This window comes from Streptomyces sp. NPDC057136, assembly GCF_042670885.1.
In the GTDB taxonomy this organism is placed as follows: domain Bacteria; phylum Actinomycetota; class Actinomycetes; order Streptomycetales; family Streptomycetaceae; genus Streptomyces.
In genome coordinates, this window is the sequence record NZ_JBHUUV010000030.1 from 25341 (window position 1) to 49066 (window position 23726).

Sequence of the window (23726 nt, forward strand, 5' to 3'; positions counted from 1 at the left end):
ACAGACCCCGGGTCACGCGACACGACCCCCGGCCACCCGGCACAATGCAGGCGAAGGGGACCATCCCCAGCAGGCACAGCCAGCACAGCCAGTACGAGAAGGCGAGTCGGGAAAACCGTGACGACGTCCATCGAAGGCAGGATCGCCGAGGAGCTCGGCGTACGCGAGCGTCAGGTGAAGGCGGCCGTCGAGCTGCTCGACGGCGGGTCGACCGTGCCGTTCATCGCGCGCTACCGCAAGGAAGCCACCGAGATGCTCGACGACGCGCAGCTGCGCACGCTCGAGGAACGGCTGCGGTATCTGCGGGAGCTGGAGGACCGCCGGGCGGCGATCCTCGAATCCGTACGCGAGCAGGGCAAGCTCGACGAGGCGCTGGAGGCGCGGATCCGGGCCGCCGACACCAAGGCGCGCCTGGAGGACATCTACCTCCCGTTCAAGCCGAAGCGCCGGACGAAGGCGCAGATCGCCCGCGAGGCGGGGCTCGGACCGCTGGCGGACAGGCTGCTCGGCGACCAGTCGGTCGATCCGCTCGTGGCGGCTGCCGCGTTCGTCGACGCGGACAAGGGCGTGGCGGACGGGGCGGCGGCGCTGGACGGCGCCCGCGCCATCCTCGCCGAACGGTTCTCCGAGGACGCCGACCTCACGGGTGAGCTGCGTGAACGCATGTGGTCGCGCGGACGGCTGACGGCGAAGGTCCGGGACGGCAAGGAGGAGGCCGGCGCGAAGTTCGCCGACTACTTCGACTTCGCGGAGCCGTTCACCGTACTGCCCTCGCACCGTGTGCTGGCCATGCTGCGGGGCGAGAAGGAGGACGTGCTCGACCTCGTCCTGGAGCCCGAGGAGCCGGAGGCCGCGGAGCGGCCCGGCCCGTCGGCGTACGAAAACATGATCGCCCGGCGCTTCGGGGTCAACGACCGCGGGCGGCCGGGCGACAAGTGGCTCGGCGACACGGTGCGCTGGGCCTGGCGCACCCGGATTCTGGTCCACCTCGGGATCGATCTGCGGCTGCGGCTGCGTACGGCGGCGGAGGACGAGGCGGTACGCGTCTTCGCGTCGAACCTGCGCGATCTGCTGCTCGCCGCACCGGCCGGGACACGGGCGACGCTGGGGCTCGACCCCGGATTCCGTACGGGCGTGAAGGTCGCCGTCGTCGATGCGACCGGCAAGGTGGTGGCGACGGACGTCATCTACCCGCACGTCCCCGCCAACAAGTGGGACGAGTCGCTGGCCAAGCTGGAGCGGCTCGCGAAGGCCCACTCCGTCGATCTGATCGCGATCGGCAACGGCACGGCATCCCGCGAGACCGACAAGCTCGCCGGCGAACTGTGCGACAAGCACCCGGAGTTGAAGCTCACCAAGGTGATGGTGTCGGAGGCCGGCGCTTCGGTGTACTCGGCGTCCGCCTTCGCTTCGCAGGAACTCCCCGACATGGACGTGTCGTTGCGCGGCGCGGTCTCGATCGCCCGGCGTCTCCAGGACCCGCTGGCCGAGCTGGTGAAGATCGACCCGAAGTCGATCGGGGTCGGCCAGTATCAGCACGACCTGTCCGAGGTGAAGCTGTCGCGCTCGCTGGACGCGGTCGTCGAGGACTGTGTGAACGGGGTCGGCGTCGACGTCAACACCGCTTCCGCGCCGCTGCTTTCGCGGGTCTCCGGCATCGGCTCGGGCCTCGCCGAGAACATCGTCGCGCACCGGGACACCAATGGGCCGTTCCGTTCGCGCCGGGCGCTGAAGGATGTGGCGCGGCTGGGTCCGAAGGCGTACGAGCAGTGCGCGGGCTTCCTCCGCATCCGGGGCGGGGACGACCCGCTGGACGCGTCGAGCGTGCACCCCGAGGCGTATCCGGTGGTGCGGGCGATGGTGAAGACGACGGGCAGCGAGGTGGCGTCGCTGGTCGGCAACGCGGGTGTGCTGCGGACGCTGCGGGCCGATGACTTCGTGAACGAGAAGTTCGGGCTGCCGACGGTCACGGACATCCTGAAGGAGCTGGAGAAGCCGGGCCGTGACCCGCGTCCGGCGTTCAAGACGGCCACCTTCAAGGAGGGCGTCGAGAAGATCGGCGATCTGGCGTCCGGGATGGTGCTGGAGGGTGTCGTCACGAACGTGGCGGCGTTCGGCGCGTTCGTGGACATCGGCGTGCACCAGGACGGTCTGGTGCACGTCTCGGCGATGTCCAGGACCTTCGTGAAGGACCCGCGGGATGTCGTGAAGCCGGGTGACATCGTGAAGGTCAAGGTCATGGACGTCGACATTCCGCGCAAGCGGATCTCGTTGACGCTGCGGCTGGACGACGAGGCAGTGCCGGCCGGGCAGGCGGGACAGCCGGGGCAGGACGGTGGCCGGAAGCGGGAGTCGGGCGAGGGCGGCGAGCGGGGCGGCCGGTCCGGTCGGCCGCCCCGGCCGCGTCAGGGTGGCCAGGGCGGTGGCCAGGGAGCCCAGAGCGGTCAGGGGCGTGACCGGCGTGGCGGTGGTGGCAGTGGTGGCAGTGGCGGTGCGCGCCAGGCTCCTGCTCAGACGCCGGGCAACAGTGCGATGGCGGACGCGTTGCGGCGGGCGGGGTTGGTGGACCCGAAGCAGGGCGGCAAGAAGCGGTAGCGGGGTGAGGTGGGGGTGAGGCGGAGCCGCTGCGCCGGGCTGCCCCACCCCGCCCCTTCCCGAAACCGGGTGCTCCGCCCCCGGACCCCCGCGCCTCAAACGCCGGCGAGGCCGGGATTTCAGCGGCGTCAGATCTCCGTTACCTTGCCGTTCGTCACCTCGACGCGGCGCGTCGTGTGCACCGCCTCAAGCATCCGACGGTCGTGTGTGACCAGCAGCAACGTGCCCGTGTAGGAGTCGAGCGCCGACTCCAGCTGTTCGATCGCCGGAAGGTCCAGGTGGTTCGTCGGCTCGTCCAGGACCAGGAGGTTGACGCCCCGGCCCTGGAGGAGGGCGAGTGCCGCGCGGGTGCGTTCACCCGGGGAGAGCGTCGTCGCGGGGCGCGTCACATGGTCGGCGCGGAGGCCGAATTTGGCGAGCAGCGTGCGGACTTCGGCCGGTTCGGTGTCGGGCACGGCCGCGCAGAACGCGTCCAGCAGGCTCTCCGAGCCGTGGAACAGCTTGCGGGCCTGGTCGACCTCGCCGACCACGACTCCCGAGCCGAGCGTGGCATGGCCGGAGTCGAGCGGGAGCCTGCCGAGCAGGGCGGCGAGCAGCGTGGACTTGCCCGCTCCGTTGGCTCCGGTGATGGCGACCCGGTCCGCCCAGTCGATCTGCAGCGTGGCCGGGCCGAACGCGAAGTCGCCGCGTACGACCTCGGCGTCGCGGAGGGAGGCGACGACCGAACCGGAGCGCGGGGCGGAGGCGATCTCCATCCGGAGCTCCCACTCCTTGCGGGGCTCCTCGACGACATCGAGCCGCTCGATCATGCGCTGCGTCTGCCGGGCCTTGGCGGCCTGCTTCTCACTCGACTCGCTGCGGAACTTGCGGCCGATCTTGTCGTTGTCGGTGGCCTTGCGGCGGGCGTTCTTGACGCCCTTGTCCATCCAGGAGCGCTGCGTCTGTGCGCGTCCTTCGAGGGCGGAGCGCTTGTCGGCGTACTCGTCGAACTCCTCGCGGGCGTGCCGGCGGGCGCGGTCGCGCTCCTCCAGATAGGCCGCGTAGCCACCGCCGTAGAGGTTGATCTCCTGCTGGGCCAGGTCCAGCTCCAGGACCTTGGTGACCGTACGCATCAGGAACTCACGGTCGTGGCTGATGACGACCGTGCCCATCCGCAGACCGGCCACATAACGCTCAAGGCGTTCCAGGCCGTCCAGGTCCAGGTCGTTGGTGGGCTCGTCCAGCAGGAAGATGTCGTACCGCGACAGCAGGAGCGAGGCGAGTCCCGCGCGGGCGGCCTGGCCACCGGAGAGCGCCGTCATCGGGAGGTCCAGACTGATGGTCAGGCCGAGGTCGGCAGCGACCTCTTCGGCCCTCTCGTCCAGGTCCGCGCCGCCGAGGGAGAGCCAGCGCTCCAGCGTCTCGGAGTACGCGTCGTCCGCGCCCGGCGCTCCGTCGACGAGGGCCTGGGTCGCGGCGTCCATCGCTTCCTGGGCGTCGGCGACCCCGGTGCGGCGGGCGAGGAACGTCCGCACCGTCTCCTCCGGGCGCCGCTCGGGCTCCTGCGGGAGGTGTCCGACGGTGGCGGTGGGCGGCGAGAGACGCAGCTCACCCTCCTCCGGGCGGTCGAGTCCGGCGAGGAGACGGAGCAGGGACGATTTTCCGGCGCCGTTGACTCCGACGAGACCGATCACATCGCCGGGCGCGACGACGAGGTCGAGCCCTGCGAAGAGAGTGCGGTCGCCGTGTCCGGCGGCGAGATCCTTGGCGACGAGAGTGGCAGTCATCAGGGCTCGATCCTAATCTGCGTCCGGGGGGGGCCGGAGCAGCCGACCGGTTTGCGCGGAGATCCGTTAGCGTCCCGGCTATGAATGCGGTCGGAACCGGAGCGGCAGGGGTGACAGCGGTGGCGGACGTGATCGTGGTGGGGAGCGGGGTGATCGGGCTGACCACCGCGGTGGTCCTCGCGGAGTCGGGCCGCCGGGTCCGGGTCTGGTCGCGGGAGCCGGCTGCGGCGACGACGTCCGCGGTGGCCGGCGCGCTGTGGTGGCCGTACCGGATCGAGCCCGAGGCGCTGGTCGGGGACTGGGCACTGCAGACCCTGCGGGTGTACGAGGAACTGGCCGCCGCGTCCGAGGAGACCGGTGTACGGCTGGTCGCCGGGGTGCACCGGGGGGAGCGGTTCGCGGGGCTCGGGCCGTGGGCCAGGCAGCTCCGGGACGCGGCCGAGGTGGCGGACGGGCTGCGGGTGACGCTGCCGCTCCTCGATATGCCGGTGCATCTGGGCTGGCTGGAGCGGCGGCTGGCAGCTGGCGGGGGTGTGGTCGAGCGGCGTACGGCGACGAGCTTCGAGGAGGCGGCGTCCGAGGCGCCGACGGTCGTGAACTGCACCGGGCTGGGTGCGCGCGAGCTGGTTCCGGATGCCGGGGTGCGGCCGGTGCGCGGTCAGCTGACCGTGGTGGAGAACCCGGGGATCGACGAGTGGTTCACGGAGGCGGACGCCGCGTCGAGCGCGACGACGTACTTCTTTCCGCAGCCCGGTGGTCTTGTGCTCGGCGGCACGGCCGAGGTGGACGACCTGCGCACGGAACCCGATGCCCGTACGGCCGAGGAGATCGTGGCGCGGTGTGCCCGGATCAGGCCGGAGATCGCCGGGGCCCGGATCATCGGGCACCGGGTGGGGCTGCGGCCGGCCCGGGATGCCGGGGTGCGGATCGAGGCCGGGCCGATGCCGGGCGGCGGGCGCCTCGTGCACAACTACGGGCACGGGGGCGCCGGGGTGACGGTCGCCTGGGGCTGTGCGGAGGCGGCGGCCCGGCTGGTGGGCTGAGCCCGCCGCCGTGTCCCTTCCGGGCCGCCCCCTTGGAGCCACCGTCAGCCGTCGGGGTCGGACTTGTGCCGCTCGTCCGTGGTGACCTGGCCCGCGCCGGGGCCGATCCGGATCTCGAAGTCGCCGTCGTACTTGGTGTGGCCCGCGATGACCGCGGACTCGACGGCTTCGATGCCGAACTCCTGGCGGACGATCATCGGGTCCTGGCGAAGGTCCTTCATCAGGGCCACGCACATGCCGACCATGACCAGGGTGAACGGGGCGGCCACCAGGATGGTGAGGTTCTGCAGTCCGGCGAGTGCGTCGCCCTTGCCGTTGCCGATGAGCAGCATGATGGCGGCCACGGCGCCGGTGACGACGCCCCAGAAGATCACGACCCATGTGGCGGGTTCGAGGATGCCCTTCTGCGAGAGCGTGCCCATCACGATGGAGGCGGCATCGGCGCCGGAGACGAAGAAGATGCCGACCAGAACCATCACCAGGATGCTCATCAGGGTGGCCACCGGGAACTGCTGGAGGACGCCGAAGAGCTGGCCCTCCGGAGTGGTGGCGTCAGCGAGCTTGCCGGCTTCCTGCAGCTTGATCGCCGTGCCGCCGAAGACCGCGAACCAGACCAGGCTGACGGCGCTGGGGACCAGGATGACGCCGCCGATGAACTGGCGGATGGTACGGCCGCGGCTGATCCTGGCGATGAACATGCCTACGAACGGCGTCCAGGAGATCCACCAGGCCCAGTAGAAGACCGTCCAGCTGCTGAGCCAGTCGGCCACCTCGCCCTTGCCGGTCGCCTCGGTACGTCCCGCGAGCTGGGCGAGGTCACCGAAGTAGGCGGCGAGCGAGGTGGGCAGCAGGTCCAGCACGATGATCGTGGGACCGGCGATGAACACGAAGACCGCGAGGGTCACGGCGAGCACCATATTGATGTTGGACAGCCACTGGATGCCCTTCTCGACGCCGGAGATCGCGGAGGCGACGAAGGCGATCGTCAGGACACCGATGATCGTGATCAGGAGACCCGTGCCCGCCTTCTCCCGCCAGTTCAGCTCGTGGAATCCGCTGCCGATCTGGAGTGCGCCGAGCCCCAGTGAGGTCGCGGAGCCGAAGAGTGTGGCGAAGATGGCGAGGATGTCGATGAATCGGCCGGCGCCGCCGTGGGCGTGCCGTTCCCCGATGAGCGGCTCGAAAACCGCACTGATCGTCTGCCGTCTGCGCCGCCGGTAGGTGCTGTACGCGATGGCGAGCCCGACCACCGCGTAGATCGCCCAGGGGTGCAACGTCCAGTGGAAGAGGGTGGTGGCCATCGCCGTCTGCATCGCCTCGGCGGCGTCGGCGGGGTGCGTGCCGGGCGGCGGAGCGATGAAGTGGGCCAGCGGCTCGCTCACTCCGTAGAACATCAGACCGATGCCCATGCCGGCGCTGAACATCATGGCGACCCAGGAGATGGTCCGGAACTCGGGCTTCTCGCCCTCCTGCCCGAGCTCGATCTTCCCGTAGCGGCTGATCGCGAGCCACAGGGCGAAGACGACGAACCCGGATGCCGCGAGCATGAAGGCCCAACCACCGTTGTGGATCAGGCCGTTGAGCAGCTTGCTGGAGACGCTCTCCAGTGAGTCGGTGGCGGTGGCGCCCCAGACCACGAAGGCGAGAGTGAGTACCGCCGTGACTCCGAATACCACCCGGTCGGTCGTGGGTTGCCCGCCGTGGTGCGGACCGGCGGGGAGGTCCGCCGTGACCGGCAGCTCCCCCCGCCCACCCGACTTCTGATCGTCCTGCGACACAAATGGCACCTTTCACGGAGTACGAAATTTCGCTCTCCGTAGGCAGTACCACACGCAACGCACATCTCCAGGGATCAACAAGCCGTATCGGCTTGACCGTTTGTGAGGTGATATGTCGCCCTCTCGTCCAGGAGGAGCGGAACCAGATCACGGGCCGACTGCCTCAGCGGCACATACGCTCCGTCACCGTCGGGCCGGGAGGTGACACCGTGCAGGGCCAGTTCGTCCTTGACCTCGGTGTACTGGGCCGCGGAGAGCCGGTATCCGCAGGGCGGGTCCTGAAGGATCTCGCCGGGCTCCGCCGGGTCGTTGTCGGCACCGCCGAGATAGACCGGACCGCGGTCGGCGAAGCCCGCGGTGCGGGACGCCGTGGTGGCGGCCTCGGTCCGGCCGCGCCGCTCGTCGTCGAAGGTGAACAGGCCGTCGAGTGCGGCCTGCTGGGATTCGACCCGGCGCCGCTGATTGAGTGCCGGATCGGCCTTCTCGGCGGCGGAGAGTGCGTCGACGCGGGACTCGATGAGCAGGCCCACCGCGTGCTTGAGGCCCGAGGTGTTGCGCAGGATGCGCTCCTGCCCGTCGCCCGCGGTCTGCTTGATGGGGTCTCCGGTGACCGGGTCGGTCCAGATTCCGTAGATGCCGCTGCTGTAGCCGGACTCCGCCGCCACGGGCCTGACGTACCTGTCGGACAGGGTCTGCGAGGCGTCGTGCACCCCGTCGTCGACGTTGAGGTTACGGGGCCAGAGGACGAAGAGGTCCTTGTCGTAGTACGGCGGGGTGGCCCCGTATTCGTGCAAGTCGTAGATCACATCGGGCTGTTGGTCGCGGATGACACCGGCCATGGCACGGCCCTCGACGGTCTGCAACGCGATGTGGTCACGGTTGATGTCGACGCCGTCCGCGTTGCCGCGGGTGTTCGCCGCCCGTCCGTCGGGGTTGGCGGTGGGCAGGACCAGCACATTCGTACGGGAGAGGAAGGTGCTGGTCGCCCGGTCCCGGGCGTAGGCGAGATCCCGGACGGTGGAGAGACATGTCTCGCGGCCGGACGGTTCGTTGCCGTGCTGACTGCAGATCAACAGCATCGTATGGGCGGCAGGCCGGTGGGCGCCGATGCGGACCAGCTGGAGGGGCCGGCCCTGCTTCGTCGTCCCGATCCGTTCGATCGCGACGCGGTCGCTCGCCCGGTCGACCGCGGCGAGGAAGTCCTGCTCCTCGGGCTGCCCGGTCCAGCGGGCCCCGTTGCTCGTCTCGAATCCGGTACGGGGCGCGGAGTCCGCGGCCTCGGCGGGGCCGGTGGCGAACGGTACGGCGAGCGCCGCCGCGGCAACGGTCAGGGCGAAGCCGCGCAGGCCGGCGCGGCGCCTGCGGGGAACGTCCGGAGTTCGGGTGCTGCGGAGTGCACGGGCGATGCGAGGGGTCATCTGCGGCTGCCTCCCGGGATGCGGTGGGCGGGCACGACGGTGCCCGCCCACGTATCAGCGTGTGCGGAAGGTACCTCGGTCAACTGCTGTGCAACAGGGGGCGATCACCGGGTGACGTGCCGGTGCGCCGGTGAAGCGGGGCGGCTACCGTCCCGACGGAACCGGTCCGTTGCTCGCCCGCCGGTGCGCAGCACGCGCCCTGCGGGCGAGCGGCAGATAGCGCAGGCGCTCGGGAAGCACGGGGACCACGGTCCGTACGACGCGGCAGAAACGACGCAGCTTCCGCTCCTGCTCCGGCGTCCACTCCAGACCGATCGCCGCACGGGCATCCGGCGGCATGAGACCGACGGTGACCAAGCTGCGGAACCGGGCCAGGGGCGGCAGCAGTACCGGCCACAGAGCCCGGAGCAGGAGCCGTACGGGCAGCGGGCCACGGTCCGGCGGGGGGACGGTCGCGTCGGGGGCCACCAGTTCGCGGACGACGGCGGTCGCCTCGATCTCCTCGGCGAGCATCCTGCGGTAGTACGGCCAGAACTCCTCGAGCGTCTGCGGCATGTCCCGGTCGTGGATGCCGAGTATCCGGCCCACCTGGAGCCATTCGCGGTAGAGGGCACGCTCCTGTGCCTCGGTCATCGGGCGGACCAGATAGCGCGCCGCGTGCCGGTACACGGGGAAGCCGGTGGCGTGCACCCAGGCGTAGTTCGCGGGCGTCAGCGCGTGGTAGCGGCGGCCCCGGGTGTCGGTCCCCCGGATGGTCCGGTGCAGTCTGCGGAGCCGGCGCCCCTCCTCGGCCGCTGCCTCGCCTCCGTACACCCAGAGCTGGAGCGAACGCAGGGACCGCTCGCCGCGCCCCCACGGGTCCGTGCGGAAGACGGAGTGCTCGTCGACGCCCGCGCCGACCGCCGGGTGGGCGACCTGGAGGGTGAGGGCGGAGGGCAGGATCAGCAGGGAGCGGATATCACCGGTCAGACTCCACAGCACGCCGCCGGGCGGGGGCGGCGCGGGGGCCTCGCCCTCGTCCGGCACCTCGACTGCTGTGCTGTCCATGCGGCGCTCCCGGCGGTCGGCGGGCGTGCGGTCCCGTGACCGGCCCTGATGTCTTCCAGTATGCGATCACGGGCGGTCCGTGCGCCGGGGGGGCGGGGCCGGGGAGCGGGGTCGGGGGGCCGGATCGCCCCGGTCCGTCAGGTGGCCAGCAAGGGCACCAGGCAGCGGCGCGCGAGGAACCGGAGCTGCTCGTCGTCGTCGAGGGCGAAGGAGCCGGCCGGGTTGAGAAGGAAGGAGACGATGATCCGCACCGCCAGCTCGGCGGCGGGTGCGGTATCCGCCTCCGGCCGCCCCCGCGCACACTCGACGTGGCGCAGCCGGTCGGCCAGGTAGCCGCGCAGGGCGAGCAGGACGGGGCCGTCCTCCGCGGTGAGGAGCGGCAGCACGACCTCCGGCTCGATCCGCAACAACCCGGCGACGAGCGGGTGTTCGCGGACGTGCCGGAGGACGGCGACGAAGCCCTCCACGAGCCGTTCCTCCCGGGTGGGCAGGGCCGCGACCACCGCGTCCACGTCCACGACGAAACGGCGGTACTCGCGCAGCAGACAGGCTGCCAGCAGGTCGTCCCTGCCGCCGATCCGCCGGTGCACCGTGAGCCGGGAGACCCTGGCCCGTCCGGCGATCCGGTCGACGGTGGTGCGCCGGACCCCGTGCGTCATGAACTGCTCACGGGCAGCGTCGAGTATCTGCTCGCTCAGGGCGTCGGACGGCGGCGTCTCCGTGAGCGCGCGGGCGAGCAGCTTCTCGTTCGTACTCCGTTGCGCCATGGGCCCTCCCCCGATTCGCCCCTGTGCTCTCAACGATAGCCAGGTCGACACATGGATATGGAGACATCCGGACACCAGGTGGCGTAGGCCGTATCCGTCAGTCGTAGTCGTACACGGTGACGGATATGCCCCGCTTCACCAGGCGCTGTTCGATCAGCGGCTCGATCCTGGACCACTTGCCGCCCGCGAGCCCGCAGCCGATGCCGGGCATGTGCACCGTGGCCCCAAGCTCGACGGCCCGGTCGGCCACCTTTTCCAGGGCCGCGTCCACCGCCTCGTACCGCACGGGAACCCCCTTGCTGCCGGTGCGCATCCCCCGCTGTCCCACCATGTTCGCCACCCAGGTGTACGGGCCGACCTGACCGAACTGCACCGCCCCGAGACCGAAGTCGTTGGCCGCGCGCTCCCGGTGCCAACGGCGGTAGGCCGCCTCGGGCTCCGGCCAGCGGCGGGAGACGGCGAGGACGAATCCCTTGCCCCAGCCACCGAGGTCGTTGCAGATGTGCGCGATCAGCTTGACGCCTTTGCCCTGTGGAGCGGTGGCATCGCCCCGCACATACATGATCTCCGACATGTCCTCACGGTAGGCGGAGCCACTGACAGTCGGCCCGCTGCCGTCGCCCCCGGGCTGCCGAATACCGCCGCGCACTTTCACAACAGTGGTGAGACAGCAATACTGTTGAACCCATGGGTACGCAGGTCAGTGCTACCCGGCAGTACAGAGCAGTCAGCAGCGAGGAGCAGACATGGCGACCGGGACCGAGGAGCCGACGCTCACCGTCGACGAGCTTGCGGCGCGCGCCGGGGTCACGGTCCGCACCGTGCGTTTCTACAGCACCCGGGGGCTGCTGCCGCCGCCGGTGATCGGGCCGCGCAGGGTCGGACACTACGGGCGCGACCACCTCGCGCGGCTGGCCCTGATCGAGGAGCTCCAGCACCAGGGCATGACCCTGGCCGCGATCGAGCGGTATCTGGAGCAGTTGCCGCCCGATCTGAGTGCGCGGGATCTGGCGATCCACCGCGCGCTTGTGGCGTCCTGGGCTCCGGACAAGGCCGAGGACATGACACGGGCCGAGCTGGAACGGCGCGCGGGACGGGCGCTCACCGAGCCGGATCTCGATCTGCTGACGGCGATGGCCATGCTGGAGCGACCCGAGGCCGGCGGGGACGCTTTCCGGGTCGATCCGGGGCTCCTCCGGCTCGGCGTGGAGCTCCTGGACGTACCGATCGCGCACGAGACGATCCTTGCCGCGCACACGGTGCTGCTGGAGCACACCCGCTCGGCGGCACAGGAGCTGACCCGGCTGTTCCGGGACGAGGTGTGGAGTCCGTACCGGGAGCGGGAGTCCGATCCGGAGCATGTCACGGCGATGAAGTCGCTGTCGGCCCATATGCAGCCCATGGTGGTGCAGGCCCTGGTGACGGCGTTCCAGCGTTCGTTGAAGGAAGAGCTGCGGGCCGCGTTCACGGCGCAGTAGCACCGGATGAGCGCGGCCCGCACGGAGTGGGTCAGTCGTGGAAGGTCTCGCCCTTCTCCGCCTTCTCCACGAGCAGGGCGGGCGGCAGGAAGCGGTCGCCGTACTTCTCGGCAAGTTCCCGTGCGCGTGCCACGAAGCCGGGCAGGCCACCCTCGTACCCGTTGATGTACTGGAGCACTCCACCGGTCCAGGCCGGGAAGCCGATGCCCATGATGGAGCCGATGTTGGCGTCGGCGACCGTGATGAGGACCTCCTCCTCCAGGCAGCGGACGCTGTCCAGAGCCTCGGAGAAGAGCATCCGCTCCTTCATGTCGATGAAGGGGACGTCCACACCGGGCTTGGCGAAGTGCTCCCGCAACCCGGGCCAGAGGCGGGTCCGCTTGCCGGCCTCGTCGTACTCGTAGAAGCCCGCGCCGCCGCTGCGTCCCGGGCGCTCGAACTCGTCGACCATCCTGTCGATCACGGCGTCCGAGGGGTGCCCGGCCCAGGAGCCGCCCGCTTCCTCGACGGCCCGCCTGGTCTCGTTGCGGATCTTGCGGGGCAGGGTGAGCGTCAGCTCGTCCATCAGGGAGAGCACCTTGGCCGGGTAGCCGGCCTGCGCCGCGGCCTGCTCGACCGAGGCCGGCTCGACGCCCTCGCCGATCATGGCGACGCCCTCGTTGATGAACTGGCCGATGACGCGCGAGGTGAAGAAGCCGCGCGAGTCGTTGACCACGATGGGGGTCTTCTTGATCCGCCGGACCAGGTCGAAGGCGCGTGCCAGGGCCTCGTCGCCGGTCCGCTCGCCCTTGATGATCTCGACGAGCGGCATCTTGTCGACGGGCGAGAAGAAGTGCAGCCCGATGAAGTCCACCGGTCGCGACACGCCTTCGGCGAGGACGGTGATGGGCAGCGTGGAGGTGTTGGAGCAGAGCAGCGCGTCGGGCTCGATGATGTCCTGGATCTCCTGGAACACCTTGTGCTTGAGCGAGGTGTCCTCGAAGACGGCCTCGATCACGGCGTCGCAGCCCGCCAGGTCGGCCGGGTCGCCGGTCGGGGTGATCCGGGCGAGGAGCTCGTCGCGCTTCGCCTCCGTCGTACGGCCCCGGGAGAGCGCCTTGTCGAGCAGCTTCTCGCTGTACGCCTTGCCCTTGGCGGCCGCTTCGGTGGTGACGTCCTTGAGGACGACGTCGATGCCGGCGCGCGCGCAGGAGTACGCGATGCCCGCGCCCATCATCCCGGCGCCGAGCACGGCGACCTTGCGGACCGGGCGCTCCGCGATGCCCTTGGGGCGGCTGGCACCGGAGTTGACGGCCTGGAGGTCGAAGAAGAACGCCTGGATCATGTTCTTCGAGACCTGGCCGGTGACCAGCTCGGTGAAGTAGCGGGCCTCGATGGTCAGCGCGGTCTCGAAGTCGACCTGTGCGCCCTCGACGGCGGCGGCCAGGATGTTGCGCGGCGCGGGCATCGGGGCGCCCGCGATCTGCTTCTTCAGGTTGGAGGGGAAGGCCGGCAGATTGGCGGCGAACCTCGGGTTTGACGGGGTGCCGCCGGGGATCTTGTACCCCTTGACGTCCCAGGGCTGCTGCGACTCGGGGTGGGCGTCGATGAACGCGCGCGCCTTGTCGAGCATCTCCTCGGGGGTGGCCGCTACCTCGTGGACCAGGCCGTTCTCCAGCGCGCGCCGCGGCGTGTACTGGGTGCCCTGGAGCAGGACCTTGAGCAGCGCGTCGGCGATGCCCATGAGCCGTACGGTGCGGGTGACACCACCGCCCGCGGGCAGCAGGCCGAGGGTGACCTCGGGGAGGCCGATGCGGGAGCCTGGCGCGTCCAGGGCGATGCGGTGGTGGCTGGCGAGCGCGATCTCGTAACCGCCGCCGAGGGCGGCGCCGTTGATGGCGGCGACGACGGGCTTGCCGAGGGTCTCGATGCGGCGCAGGGAGCGCTTGATGGCCGTCCCGGTGTCGAACGCCTGCTGGGCGTTCTCGGGGCCGACCTTGATCATGTCCTTGAGGTCGCCGCCCGCGAAGAACGTCTTCTTCGCGGAGGTGAAGATGATGCCCCGGATGGAGTCCTTCTCGGCCTCGGCGCGGTCGGCGATGACCGCGATGGAGTCCTTGAACGCCTGGTTCATCGTGTTGGCGGACTGGTTGGGGTCGTCGAGGACGAGGGTGACGACGCCGGTCTCGTCCTGTTCCCAGCGGATGGTCGTGCTCTCGGTCATTGGCTTGTCTTCTCCGTAAGCAGGGGTGGCCGGGGACGGTCAGAGACGCTCGATGACGGTGGCGACGCCCATGCCGCCGCCGACGCAGAGGGTGATGAGGCCGTACCGCTTGTCGCGCCGCTCCAGCTCGTCGACGAGGGTGCCGAGGATCATCGCGCCGGTGGCGCCGAGCGGGTGGCCGAGCGCGATGGCGCCGCCGTTGACGTTGACCTTGTCCAGGGAGAGACCCATGTCCTTGACGAAGCGCAGGACGACGCCGGCGAAGGCTTCGTTGATCTCGACAAGGTCGATGTCGTCGATGGTCAGCCCGGCCTTGGCGAGCGCCTTGCGGGTGGCGGGCGCGGGCCCGGTCAGCATGATGGTCGGCTCGGAGCCGGAGACGGCGGCGGAGACGATCCGGGCGCGCGGGGTGAGGCCGTAGCGCTCGCCGACCTCCTTCGAGCCGATGGCGACGAGGGCGGCACCGTCGACGATGCCGGAGGAGTTGCCCGCGTGGTGGACGTGGTCGATCTTCTCGACCCAGTGGTACTTCTGGAGCGCGACCGCGTCGAAGCCGCCCATCTCGCCGATGGTGGCGAAGGACGGCTTGAGCGAGGCGAGCGAGTCGGCGGTGGTGCCGGGGCGCATGTGCTCGTCGTGGTCGAGGACGACGAGGCCGTTGCGGTCCTTGACGGGGACGACGGAGCGGGCGAAGCGCCCGTCCTTCCATGCCTCGGCCGCGCGCTCCTGGGAGAGTGCGGCGTACTCGTCGACATCGCGGCGGGAGAAGCCCTCGATGGTGGCGATGAGGTCGGCGCCGATGCCCTGCGGGGCGAAGCCGGTCTCGTAGTTGGTCATCGGGTCCATGGCCCAGGCGCCGCCGTCGGAGCCCATCGGCACGCGGGACATCGACTCGACGCCGCCGGCCAGGACGAGGTCCTCCCAGCCGGAGCGCACCTTGGCCGCTGCCAGGTTGACCGCTTCGAGGCCGGAGGCACAGAAGCGGTTCTCCTGGACGCCCGCGACGGAGTCGGGGAGGCCGGCCGCGATGGCGGCGACACGGGCGATGTCGGAACCCTGGTCACCGAGCGGGCTGACCACACCGAGGACGATGTCGTCGATGGCCGCCGGGTCCAGGTTGGGGAACCTGTCGCGGATCTCGTGGATGAGGCCGACGACCAGGTCGATCGGCTTGGTGCCGTGCAGGGCGCCATTGGCCTTGCCGCGGCCCCGCGGGGTGCGGATCGCGTCGTAGACGAACGCTTCGGTACTCAAGACAGCAGCCTTTCGAGGGTGGTTGCGCAGCGGAGGTCAGGCGAGGATCGAGCGGCCGATGATCTCTTTCATAATCTCGGTCGTGCCGCCGTAGATGGTCTGGATGCGGCCGTCGGTGAATGCCCTGGCCACCGGGAATTCGGCCATATAGCCGTATCCGCCGTGGAGTTGGAGGCAGCGGTCGGCGACGCGCTTCTGCAGTTCGGTGGCCCACCACTTGGCCATGGAGGCGTGTACGGCGTCGAGCACGCCGTCCGAGTGGTCCACGATGCAGCGGTCGAGGAAGGTCCGGGTGACGGCGCATTCGGTGGCCATCTCGGCGATCTCGAACCGGATGTGCTGGAGCTTGGAGAGCGGCCGGCCGAATGCCTCGCGCTCCTTGACGTACTGGGTGGTGATCTCCAGGAGGTATTCGGCGCCGGCGATTCCGGCGACCGCGATGCCCATCCGTTCCTGTGCCAGGTTGGTCATGAGGTGGATGAAGGCGCCGTCCCGCTCACCGAGAAGGTTCTCCTTGGGGACCCGGACATCGTTGAAGAACAGCTCGGCGGTGTCCTGGGACTTCTGGCCGATCTTGTCGAGGTTGCGGCCCCGCTCGAAGCCTTCCGCGCCACGCTCGACGACGATCAGGGAGAGCCCCTTCGCGCCGCCCTCGGGCGTGGTCTGGGCGACGACGATCACGAGGTCGGCGAGGATGCCGTTGGAGATGAACGTCTTCGAGCCGTTGAGCAGCCAGTGGTCGCCCTTGTCCTCGGCGGTGGTGCGGATGCCCTGGAGGTCGGAGCCCGCGCCCGGTTCGGTCATCGCGATGGCCGTGATGATCTCGCCGCTGCAGAAGCCGGGCAGCCAGCGCCGCTTCTGCTCGTCGTCGGCCAGCCCGGTGAGGTAGGGGCCGATGATGTCGTTGTGCAGGCCGAGGGCGAGGCCGGGGGCGCCCGCACGGGTAAATTCCTCGGCGAGGACGGCGCTGTAGCGGAAGTCGGCGTTGCCGCCTCCGCCGTACTCCTCGGGGACGGCGAAACCGAGAAGTCCCTGCCGTCCGGCCGCGAGCCAGGCCTCGCGCGAGACGATGCCGTCCTTCTCCCACTGCTCGTAGTGCGGGAGGACCTCCTTGGTGAGGAAGGTGCGGACGGTTTCGCGGAATGCGTCGTGTTCTTCGGTGAAGATCTGCCGCTGCACTGAGGCCCCCTAGAGCCGGTTGTCGTCGGTGGAGCTGATGCGGAGGCCCGGTACGTCCCAGTCGCGGGCCACGTCCTCGGTGTCGGCGCCCGGCCGGGCGGGCCCGCTGCGCACGGAGACCGGTGTGGCGGAGAAGCGGGGCGCGGGAGCCGGCTGGGTGAGTCCGCCGTGCTCGACGAAGGTGGAGCGGGCGGCGATGTGCGGATGGTGCGGGGCCTCACGGAGCGACAGGACGGGGGCGACGCAGGCGTCCGTGCCCTCGAAGACCTCGGTCCACTCCGTACGCGTACGGGTCAGGAACCGCTCGGCGACGGCGGTGCGCAGCTCGCCCCAGCGGGTGAGGTCTCCCCGGTCCGGGGCAGTGTCCGCGATCCCGAGGAGCGTGATGAACTCCTCGTAGAACCGCTGTTCCAGCGGCCCCACCGCCATGTACTGCCCGTCGGCCGTCTCGTAGGTGCCGTAGAAGGGGCAGCCGCCGTCAAGCAGGTTCGAGCCGCGCCGGTCCTGCCAGCTGCCGGCCGCCAGCATCCCGTGCATCATCGTGGCCAGATGGGCGGCGCCGTCGACGATCGCCGCGTCCACGACCTGGCCCGCGCCGCCCGGCGTCCGGGCGTGCTGGAGGGCGGCGAGGACGCCGACGACGAGGTAGAGGGAACCGCCCGCGTAGTCGCCGACCAGGTTGGCGGGGACTGTCGGGGGCTCTCCGGGCTTCCCGATCATGGAGAGGGTGCCGGTGACAGCGATGTACGCGATGTCGTGCCCGGCGCGCTGGGCGAGCGGGCCGTCCTGGCCCCAGCCGGTCATCCGCCCGTAGACGAGCTGCGGATTGCGGGCCAGACAGGCGTCGGGGCCCACGCCGAGACGCTCGGCGACTCCGGGCCGGTAGCCCTCGATCAGGATGTCGGCGCGCTCGACGAGGTCCAGCACCCGGGCCGCTCCGTCCTCGGCCTTGAGGTCGACGATGACCGAGCGCTTGTTGCGGTTGGTGAGGTCGAGGGCCGGGTCGATACCGAGACCCGCACCGCCCGGCCGGTCGACCCGGACCACGTCGGCGCCGAGGTCGGCCAGGAGCATGGCGGCGAACGGACCCGGACCGATGCCGGCCAGTTCGACCACACGTACCCCGGTCAGCGGGCCCTGCGGAACGCTCTCTGCCCTTGCCATCAAGCCCCCAAAGGTATGACACAACCGATGTAACATCAACGATGCTAAGAACGCACGGCACTCCGCACAACCCTTTGGGCCGAGCAAGCGCTTAGTTTCCTCTTCCGGGCCCTCCCGCACGACCCCGCCCGCCGCGCACCACCATGTCGGCCTCCGCTAACCTCTGCCTGCTACATCGGCGCCGGCCCCTGCGGAGGCACTCGTGAACAGGCAGAACGGGGCAGAACGCCCCTATGACGTCGTCCTTTTCGGTGCCACCGGCTTCGTGGGGGTGCTGACGGCCGAATATCTGGCCGCGCATGCCCCCGCCACGTGCCGCTGGGCACTGGCCGGCCGGAACCGGACCAAGCTGGAACAGCTGCGTGACCGCCTCACGGCCATCGACCCCGGCTGTGCGGATCTGCCCCTGCTGCACGCGGACGCCGACGACGCGGAGTCGTTGCGCGCGCTGGCCGAGTCCACGCACGTGGTGGCCACGACGGTGGGACCGTACGTCTGGTACGGGGAGAAACTGGTCGCCGCCTGCGCGGAGGCCGGGACGGACTGCGCCGACCTCACGGGCGAGGCGGAGTTCGTCGACCGGATGTATCTGGAACACGACGCACGGGCCCGCGAGACGGGGGCTCGGATCGTGCACGCCTGCGGCTTCGACTCCGTGCCGCACGACCTCGGGGTGTACTTCACCGTCCAGCAGCTGCCGACCGGGGTGCCGCTGACCGTCGACGGCTTCGTCCGCAGCAACGCCGCCTTCTCCGGCGGTACGTTCGCCTCGGCCCTGACCGCGATGGGCCGCGGCCCGCAGCTGCTGCGGGCGGCGAAGGAGCGGCATCTGCACGAGCCCCGTCTGGTCGGCCGCCGGGCCAGGTCCCCGCTGGGAGCCCCGCACTTCAGCGGGGCGACCGGCACCTGGGCGCTCCCGCTGCCGACCCTGGACCCGCAGGTCGTGGCACGTTCGGCGCGGGCGCTTGAGCGGTACGGCCCCGATTTCCGTTACCGGCACTTCGCCTCGGTGAAGCGTCTTCCGGTGGCGCTCGGCGGCACCGCTGCCATCGGGGCGCTCCTGGCCGCCGCCCAGCTCCCCGCCGCCAGGGACTGGATGATGGAGCGTTACGAACCGGGGAAGGGACCGGACGAGCAGCGCCGGAAGAACAGCTGGTTCACGGTGCGCTTCGTCGGGGAGGGCGGCGGACGCCGGGTCTTCACCGAGGTGTCGGGCGGCGATCCGGGCTACGACGAGACGGCGAAGATGCTGGCCGAGTCGGCGCTCTGCCTCGCCCTGGACGACCTTCCCACGACCTCGGGGCAGGTCACCACCGCGGTGGCGATGGGTGATGCGCTGCTGGAGCGGCTGAAGGCGGCCGGAATGGGCTTCCGGGTGGCCGCGGTCCGTTGAGTCCGGTGGGTCAGAGGACCCAGGAGGCCAGGGTGTAGAGCATCGCGCCGGCCCAGACGAGCCCCGCGACGACGCCTAGAAGCATGCCCACCGCGACACGGCGCTGGGCATGCTGAATAGGTACGGGTCGGACACTCGTGCGATGCGTGTTCATACGTTCCAGCCTGCCGATCATGAGCGGCGGGCGCCATCCGTACGGATACTCAGGCGGTCGTACTCAGGCGGTCGCCTCGCGCAGCGTCTGGCGGCAGAGCGCGTCGGCCCTGCGGGTGGTCTCCGGCTGGCGGAAACGACGGGCCAGCCGGAGGGTGTGGGCGCAGGCGTTGTCGAGGCTGATCCGGTGGCCGACGGAGACGAATACCGGCTTGGTGCCCTCCTGGGTACGCACGGCCCGGCCCACCTCCTCCTCCCCGTCGAGGAGCGGCGAGGTGTCCCCTCGCAGGGGCCCCGGCGCCTCGTAGTGGAAGGTGAACGGATTCTTTCCGACGCCGATGACCGGCAGCCCGGTGAGTACGCCCAGATGGCTGGCCAGCCCGAAGCGGCGCGGGTGCGCCAGCCCGTAGCCGTCGCAGATGACGAGCCCTGGGTCGACGGTCAGGGACTCCAGCGCCTCCAGCACGGTGGGCATCTCGCGGAAGGCGAGGAGCCCGGGAACATAGGGGAAGGTGACGCTACCGACGGCAGTGGCCTCTTCCACGACGTCGAGCGTCTCGGCGTCCAGGACGACGGCCGCCGCCACCACGACGTCCTTCTTCTCGTCGTAGGCGACGTCTACGCCGGTCACCAGACCGGTGCCGGGCGGCGGCCCGGGTTCGTCGAGCACCACCTGGGCGCGCAGGGAGTCCTGAATGGCCCGGGCTTCGGCCTCGTCGGCAGGCATACGGAAGGTAGTCATAGTGGGGTCCAGCTTAGGTAGCCTGGCGATCATGTTCGTACTCGAGTTGACCTACACAGCCCCCGTCGAGCGCGTCGACGCGCTGATGCAGGACCACATCACCTGGCTGGACGCGCAGTACGCCGCCGGGGTTTTCCTCGCTTCGGGCCGCAAGAACCCCCGGGACGGCGGCGTGATCCTGGCCGTTGGGGACGACCGCGCGCAGATCGAGAAGATCGCGGCGGCCGACCCCTTCGCGGCCGAAGGCGTGTGCGACTACCGGATCACGGAGTTCATCGCAACGAAAACGTCACCGGAGCTGGCGCCGTACCGGCAGTAGTCGGCCCGGGCTTCCCCGGGGCTCCTCAGCCGCCGGAAGGGGTGAGAACCGCCACCCGGCCCTTCTCCCCCGATGCCCAGCAGCCGAAGTCGGCCGTGCAGTCCACCGTGTCGTACGAACCGGTGTCGACCGTGCGCCAGGTCCGGCCGCCGTCCAGCGTGAGGTCCGTACCGGTCGGCCCGACCGTCAGTGCGCCGGACCGGCTGTGCGGCAGCCAGGCGACGCCCGAGCGGTAGGCGGGGGGTGTGGTGGCGGACTGCTGCCAGCCGCGGCCCCCGTCGGCCGTGACCGCGGAACTCTTCGGCGACTGCTGGTCGGCGCGGTAGTCACCACCGACCGCGATGCCGTGCGTACGGTCGCGGAACGCGACGCCGAAGACGCCCCGCGCCGGGTCGCCCGCCGGGATCGTCGAGTCGGTCGCGGTCCAGGTCAGGCCGCGGTCCCCGGAGTGCAGGACCCGCGCGGTGGCCGCGCCGCCGGTGGCCAGCCAGACGTCCTTCGGCCCCGAGCTGACCAGGCACTGGCCGCTCGCGGCGAAGCCCGCCTCGCCGGGCTGGGCGGCCGGCATCCCGGCCGGGGGCAGCACCTTCCAGCTGCGGCCGCCGTCGTCGGTCGACAGGATGCGGAACTTCCCGTCCACCGGGTCGCTCATCGCGAGACCGTGCCGGTGGTCGAAGAAGGTCAGACAGTCGTAGAAGGCGCGGGCGTCGGTGTTACGGAAGGACTCCGTCCAGGTCGCTCCGCCGTCGGCCGTACGGAAGACCCTGGATGCCTCGCCCTCGCCGATGGCCAGCACCACGGCGCGCCGGCTGTCGAATGCCTCGATGTCACGGAACTCCAGCTCGGCCGCCCCGGGCGGCGATACGTCGCGCCAGTGCCTGCCGCCGTCGGACGTGCGCAGGACCGTGCCCTTCGATCCGGCGACCCAGGCGGAACTGCGGCTGACAGCGGCGAGTCCTCGGAAGCGTGCCGTCGTACCGGTGTCGGTGAGGGACCAGCTCGCGCTCCGCCCCTCCGGTCCCGCTGATGCGTCCGGTGCGGCCTGCGCGGTCGGTGCGGCCAGAGCGGCGGTAACAGCCGCCCCGCACAGCCCCATTGCTATCAGTCGTCTCGTCTTTCCCATGGCCTTCATGGCGCTGGAAGCTAACCCACGGGCGGCGGGCCGTCCAGCGTGCACACCCGGAAGTGGGCACACGCGGAGGTGATGCATGCGGTGACGCAGCTCACGCCGCACCCCAGTGCACGAAAGAGGGAGTTCCGTCGTCTACTCCAATGCCGGGAACCGTTCACCGCGCGCGAGAGGGAGCAGGTCTTGTCCAGCGTTATCGAGCAGTCCGTACAGGCCCGCATGGTCGCATCCGCTCCGCGGATGGAGACCCTGCCCGCCACCTTGCAGTACGACCGCAAGAACCCGTTCGCCGTACGCATGGCGTTCCCGGCCCCTGCGACTCTGGAGGGGACGGAGGTCTCCTGGGAGTTCTCGCGCGAACTGCTGACGACGGGCGTGGACGCCCCGGCCGGCATCGGCGACGTACGGGTGCGGCCCTTCGGCTACGAGCGGACGGTCCTGGAATTCCATGCCGCCGAAGGTGTCGCGATGGTGCATGTGCGGACCGCGGAACTGCGCCGGTTCCTGGAGCGTGCACAGGAGTTGGTACCGGTCGGTGACGAGCACCGCTTCCTGGACCTCGACCGGAATCTGACCGATCTGCTGGGTGGGTCCTGCTGACTCTCCCGACCGCCCGTCACGGGGCGGGGCGTTGTGCTGCGCTGCCGGGGTCGGCAGGCGGCGTGACGGTGTACGGCGGAGCGCTACATGACACGGTGGTGATGTTCCGGAACGTCGCCCTGATCGCCCGGTCCGGGGCGGAGTCCCGCAGGGGCGAGACCGGATCCACGTCGGGCGGGGCGGCCGGACGAACGCGGAGGGGGTACGGCAGCTCCGGGCCGCCTTCGAACCGCTGGGAGCCCGTGTCGTAGCCGTACCGATCAGCAAGGTGGCACACCTCAAGTCCGCGGTGACGGCGCTTCCGGACGGCACGGTCATCGGATATCCGCCCCTGGTCGACGAGCCCTTCGGTCGCTTCCTGCCGGTTCCGGAGGAGGCGGGCGCGCACATGGTGCTGCTCAGCCGCGGAAAACTGTTGATGGCCGCGAGCGCGCCCAAGTCCGCCGAGCTGTTCTCGGAGCCCCGGTTTCGAACCCGTTGTGGTGGACATCAGCGAGTACGAGAAGCTCGAAGGCTGCGTGACTTGTCTCTCCGTATGCGTCCGTGACCTGCACACATAACGGGGCGTAATCGGGCACAGCCGGGGACGGGCTTGGCCGGGGCCTTACCCTCGCTTTAACCTACGGTCACGTAACCTACGAAGCCGTAGGTAATTCTCCCGTCCCCAGGAGCCCCCGTGACGATCACCTCTCCCCATCTCGGCAGTTCGAAGGCGTGGACAGACGCCCAGCTGCTGTACGCACTGGAAGAGGTGGTGGAGAAGGAACTCAACCGCCATCTCAAGGTCGCCAAGGACTGGATGCCGCACGAGTACGTCCCGTTCTCCGACGGGCGCAACTTCCCCGGCATCTTCGAGGACGGCCAGGCGTGGGAGGCCGAGCAGTCCAAGGTCACCGACATCGGCAAGATCGCCCTCGTCGTCAACCTGCTGACCGAGGACAACCTCCCCAGCTACCACCACGAGATCGCTTCCCTCTTCGGCCGCGACGGCGCCTGGGGCACCTGGGTGCACCGCTGGACCGCCGAAGAGGGCCGGCACGGCATCGTGATGCGCGACTACCTCCTCACCTCGCGTGCCGTCGACCCGGACAAGCTGGAGCAGTTCCGGATGGTGCACATGGCGGAGGGCTTCGAGTCCGACAACCGCCACTCGATGCTGCACTCCGTCGCGTACGTCGCGTTCCAGGAGCTGGCGACGCGCGTCTCGCACCGCAACACCGGCCACCAGTCGGGCGACCCGGTCTGTGACCGGATGCTCGCGCGGATCGCGACCGACGAGAACCTGCACATGGTCTTCTACCGGAATCTGCTGGGCGCGGCCTTCGAGCTCGCCCCCGATCTGACGATGCAGTCCGTGCGCGACGTCGTGGTCAACTTCCGGATGCCCGGACACGGCATGCCGGGCTTCGAGCGGGCCGCCGCGCAGATGGCGATCGGCGAGATCTACAACATGCGCATCCACCACGACGACGTCATCCAGCCGGTGCTGCGCTACCTGAAGGTCCTCGACATCGACGGGCTCGGCCCGGAGGGCCTCAAGGCGCAGGAAGAGCTCGGTATGTACATGAGCGGCCTGGACAGCGAGGCGTCGAAGTTCGACGAGAAGCTGGCCGCCCGCAAGGCGCGGATGGTTGCACGCGGCAAGGCGTGAGGCAGATCCATGTGAGTCAGGTCCTGTGAGTGAGGTCCTGTGAGTCA

General features: G+C 70.2%; 20 protein-coding genes and 1 pseudogene. 8 read left to right on the top strand and 13 right to left on the bottom strand.

The genetic code is table 11. The features are described 5' to 3' along the window. Positions 1-117 precede the first annotated feature (117 nt). Positions 118-2595, top strand: coding sequence for a Tex family protein (locus ACFT7S_RS28765; protein WP_382736792.1), 2478 nt, complete (start codon positions 118-120; stop codon positions 2593-2595). A gap of 128 nt (positions 2596-2723) precedes the next feature. Here the strand turns inward: ACFT7S_RS28765 and ACFT7S_RS28770 are convergent, their stop codons facing one another. Next, a complete protein-coding gene (locus ACFT7S_RS28770) occupies positions 2724-4361 on the bottom strand; it encodes an ABC-F family ATP-binding cassette domain-containing protein (RefSeq protein WP_382736794.1) in 1638 nt (545 codons plus the stop codon). Between the two features lie 80 nt (positions 4362-4441). Here ACFT7S_RS28770 and ACFT7S_RS28775 point away from each other — a divergent pair, with 80 nt between their 5' ends. Further along, positions 4442-5404, top strand: coding sequence for an NAD(P)/FAD-dependent oxidoreductase (locus tag ACFT7S_RS28775; protein ID WP_382736796.1), 963 nt, complete (start codon positions 4442-4444; stop codon positions 5402-5404). A 44-nt stretch (positions 5405-5448) separates the two neighbouring features. Here the strand turns inward: ACFT7S_RS28775 and ACFT7S_RS28780 are convergent, their stop codons facing one another. The 5 genes from ACFT7S_RS28780 to ACFT7S_RS28800 all read right to left on the bottom strand — a co-directional run bounded on the left by ACFT7S_RS28780 (position 5449) and on the right by ACFT7S_RS28800 (position 10988). Next, positions 5449-7182 (bottom strand): BCCT family transporter, encoded by a 1734-nt coding sequence (locus ACFT7S_RS28780; RefSeq protein ID WP_382736798.1) that lies wholly within the window; start codon positions 7180-7182, stop codon positions 5449-5451. 74 nt (positions 7183-7256) lie between these two features. Continuing rightward, positions 7257-8600, bottom strand: coding sequence for a M14 family metallocarboxypeptidase (locus ACFT7S_RS28785; protein ID WP_382736800.1), 1344 nt, complete (start codon positions 8598-8600; stop codon positions 7257-7259). 144 nt (positions 8601-8744) lie between these two features. Further along, positions 8745-9647, bottom strand: a complete 903-nt coding sequence (locus ACFT7S_RS28790; protein WP_382736802.1) for an oxygenase MpaB family protein — start codon at positions 9645-9647, stop codon at positions 8745-8747. A gap of 137 nt (positions 9648-9784) precedes the next feature. Continuing rightward, positions 9785-10414, bottom strand: a complete 630-nt coding sequence (locus ACFT7S_RS28795; protein ID WP_382736804.1) for a TetR/AcrR family transcriptional regulator — start codon at positions 10412-10414, stop codon at positions 9785-9787. Positions 10415-10511: 97 nt separating this feature from the next. Continuing rightward, a complete protein-coding gene (locus tag ACFT7S_RS28800) occupies positions 10512-10988 on the bottom strand; it encodes a macro domain-containing protein (protein ID WP_382736806.1) in 477 nt (158 codons plus the stop codon). Between the two features lie 172 nt (positions 10989-11160). On the opposite strand from ACFT7S_RS28800, the gene ACFT7S_RS28805 reads away from it, so the two are divergent. Next, the gene (locus tag ACFT7S_RS28805; RefSeq protein WP_382736808.1) at positions 11161-11892 is read left to right on the top strand and encodes a MerR family transcriptional regulator; all 732 of its coding nucleotides are present in this window, start codon (positions 11161-11163) and stop codon (positions 11890-11892) included. Positions 11893-11923: 31 nt separating this feature from the next. Here the strand turns inward: ACFT7S_RS28805 and ACFT7S_RS28810 are convergent, their stop codons facing one another. Genes ACFT7S_RS28810 through ACFT7S_RS28825 form a run of 4 tightly spaced genes read right to left on the bottom strand, consistent with a single transcriptional unit; the run spans position 11924 to position 17692 of the window. Continuing rightward, entirely contained in the window at positions 11924-14095 is a 2172-nt protein-coding gene (locus ACFT7S_RS28810) for a 3-hydroxyacyl-CoA dehydrogenase NAD-binding domain-containing protein (RefSeq protein ID WP_382736810.1), read from the bottom strand. A 39-nt stretch (positions 14096-14134) separates the two neighbouring features. Beyond that, positions 14135-15349, bottom strand: a complete 1215-nt coding sequence (locus ACFT7S_RS28815) for an acetyl-CoA C-acetyltransferase (RefSeq protein WP_382736812.1) — start codon at positions 15347-15349, stop codon at positions 14135-14137. A gap of 36 nt (positions 15350-15385) precedes the next feature. Then, on the bottom strand, positions 15386-16528 hold the full coding sequence (locus ACFT7S_RS28820) for an acyl-CoA dehydrogenase family protein (protein WP_382736813.1): 1143 nt from the start codon (positions 16526-16528) through the stop codon (positions 15386-15388). Positions 16529-16537: 9 nt separating this feature from the next. Continuing rightward, complete coding sequence (locus tag ACFT7S_RS28825; RefSeq protein ID WP_382736815.1) at positions 16538-17692, bottom strand: CaiB/BaiF CoA transferase family protein; 1155 nt, start codon at positions 17690-17692, stop codon at positions 16538-16540. Positions 17693-17894: 202 nt separating this feature from the next. On the opposite strand from ACFT7S_RS28825, the gene ACFT7S_RS28830 reads away from it, so the two are divergent. Continuing rightward, entirely contained in the window at positions 17895-19085 is a 1191-nt protein-coding gene (locus tag ACFT7S_RS28830) for a saccharopine dehydrogenase family protein (protein ID WP_382736817.1), read from the top strand. 10 nt (positions 19086-19095) lie between these two features. Here ACFT7S_RS28830 and mmpA read toward each other — a convergent pair whose 3' ends face one another. Both mmpA and ACFT7S_RS28840 read right to left on the bottom strand, forming a co-directional pair. Continuing rightward, on the bottom strand, positions 19096-19239 hold the full coding sequence (gene mmpA / locus ACFT7S_RS28835) for a morphogenic membrane protein MmpA (RefSeq protein WP_382736819.1): 144 nt from the start codon (positions 19237-19239) through the stop codon (positions 19096-19098). Between the two features lie 63 nt (positions 19240-19302). Then, on the bottom strand, positions 19303-19980 hold the full coding sequence (locus ACFT7S_RS28840; protein ID WP_382736820.1) for an endonuclease V: 678 nt from the start codon (positions 19978-19980) through the stop codon (positions 19303-19305). A 31-nt stretch (positions 19981-20011) separates the two neighbouring features. On the opposite strand from ACFT7S_RS28840, the gene ACFT7S_RS28845 reads away from it, so the two are divergent. Continuing rightward, complete coding sequence (locus ACFT7S_RS28845; protein ID WP_382736822.1) at positions 20012-20299, top strand: YciI family protein; 288 nt, start codon at positions 20012-20014, stop codon at positions 20297-20299. Between the two features lie 25 nt (positions 20300-20324). Here ACFT7S_RS28845 and ACFT7S_RS28850 read toward each other — a convergent pair whose 3' ends face one another. Continuing rightward, complete coding sequence (locus ACFT7S_RS28850; protein WP_382736824.1) at positions 20325-21431, bottom strand: oxidoreductase; 1107 nt, start codon at positions 21429-21431, stop codon at positions 20325-20327. A 180-nt stretch (positions 21432-21611) separates the two neighbouring features. Here ACFT7S_RS28850 and ACFT7S_RS28855 point away from each other — a divergent pair, with 180 nt between their 5' ends. From ACFT7S_RS28855 to ACFT7S_RS28865, 3 genes and pseudogenes are all read left to right on the top strand, one after another. Further along, complete coding sequence (locus ACFT7S_RS28855; RefSeq protein WP_382736826.1) at positions 21612-22028, top strand: SsgA family sporulation/cell division regulator; 417 nt, start codon at positions 21612-21614, stop codon at positions 22026-22028. An 83-nt stretch (positions 22029-22111) separates the two neighbouring features. Beyond that, positions 22112-22588 (top strand): annotated as a pseudogene (locus ACFT7S_RS28860) (N(G),N(G)-dimethylarginine dimethylaminohydrolase); the annotation flags it as partial. Positions 22589-22704: 116 nt separating this feature from the next. Next, positions 22705-23679: an acyl-ACP desaturase gene (locus tag ACFT7S_RS28865; protein ID WP_382736828.1), complete on the top strand. Its 975-nt coding sequence runs from the start codon at positions 22705-22707 to the stop codon at positions 23677-23679. The last annotated feature ends 47 nt before the right edge of the window (positions 23680-23726 follow it).